At 78.1% G+C, this 1,376-nt stretch carries 2 protein-coding genes; both read right to left on the bottom strand.

The window, feature by feature from the left end:
- A partial coding sequence (locus tag A949_RS39625) for a zinc ribbon domain-containing protein (RefSeq protein ID WP_337463300.1) occupies nt 1-354 on the bottom strand: 354 nt, incomplete at its 3' end.
- A gap of 2 nt (nt 355-356) precedes the next feature.
- Nucleotides 357-1,376: tetratricopeptide repeat protein (locus A949_RS0115035; RefSeq protein WP_019356841.1), on the bottom strand; the 1,020-nt coding region annotated here is incomplete at its 5' end.

Raw genomic sequence — 1,376 nt, 5'->3', positions numbered from 1 at the left:
CGGCACGCTCGGGACCGGGGGCACCGGGCCCGGGCCGCCGACGGGCGCACCCGGCGCCGCGGGAGGCGCGGGAGGCGCGGGAGGCGGGGGAGGCGCCTGGCCGGCCTGCGGCGGCGCCGCGGGAGGCGGCGGCACCGGAGGCGGCGACGGGACGTCCCGGCCGGGCGGCACAGCCGCCGGGAGGCCGTCCGGGAGCGTGGGTTCCCGCCGCGGCGCCGGAGGGGTGCCGCGGCCGGCCGCGAGGCCCCGCGCGGCGGCTGCCAGGTCCGCACCGCAGGCGCCGCAGAAGCGGTCGCCCTCCTCGAGCGGTTCCGCACAGCTCGGGCAGGCGGAGAGTCGGTCCAACTGAGGCATGGTCACACCCACGTCCTGGGGCGGAAACGGTTGGCCCGCTCCACCAGTTCGATCCTCGCGGTTCCGCTCTGCGCGTGCCGGGCCAGCAGCCGGTAGGAGCGCTCCAGGCCGAAGCGCAGCCCCTCTTCGGTGAGCGGACTGTCCAACAGCCGTACCCCGGCACCCGGCGGTGCTCCCGGCGCACCCGCAGGTGCGGTCCCGGAGGAAGCGGCCCCCCGGGCGGGAACAGCCTGGCACAGCAGCCAGTCGAGTGCGCACCCGAGTACCTCGCAGGTCAGCTCGTGGCGGCGCACCTCGTCCAGGCCGACGTGCTGGAGATCGGCCACCTGCCGGGCAGCCGCGCGCAGTTCCTCCAGCAGCGGTTCGTGCGGCGAGCGCTGCCGCAGCCGGGCGCGCACCGCCGCGATGCGCGCGGCGGTGTAGTGGATGGAGGACTCCGGCACCGACTCCAGCACCCGGACGGCGCCCGGCCGGTCGCCGGTCGCCAGCCGCACCCGGGCCAGCCCGAACGCGGCGCTCACATACGACGGATCGGTCGTCCACACCAGCCGGTAGTACTCGGCGGCGTTGTCCGACTGGCCGAGCACCTCCGCGCAGCAGCCCAGGGCCAGCTTGGGCGCGGGCTCGCCGGGGAACGCGTCGTAGACGGCGTCGAAGGAGAGCGCCGCGGTCTCCCGGTCGCCGGTCGCCAGCGCCGCCAGGCCGCGGTACCACACGACCCGCCAGTCGTCGGCGTGCCGGGCCTCCAGGGCGTCCAGCGCGTCGAGTGCGGCCCCGGCGCCCTCCTGCCCCGCGTCGCTCTCCAGCAGGGCGCGCAGGGTACGCAGCCGCAGCTCCGGTGAGTCGGCCGGTGCCCCCTCCAGCGCGGTGAGCAGCTCGGCCGGCGAAGAGGCCGACAGCCCGGCGAGGAAACCCGCGTTGGGGTCGGTGGCGTCGACGCGCGGAACGGGCAGCGCCAGCGCCGCCGGCCGGGTACGGAACGGGGCCAGCGCGACCACGCCCGCGGGGGCGGCGGCCGGGCT

The organism is Streptomyces sp. AA1529, assembly GCF_000280905.1.
Lineage (GTDB): Bacteria > Actinomycetota > Actinomycetes > Streptomycetales > Streptomycetaceae > Streptomyces.
This window is presented reverse-complemented; position numbering and strand designations above follow the sequence as displayed.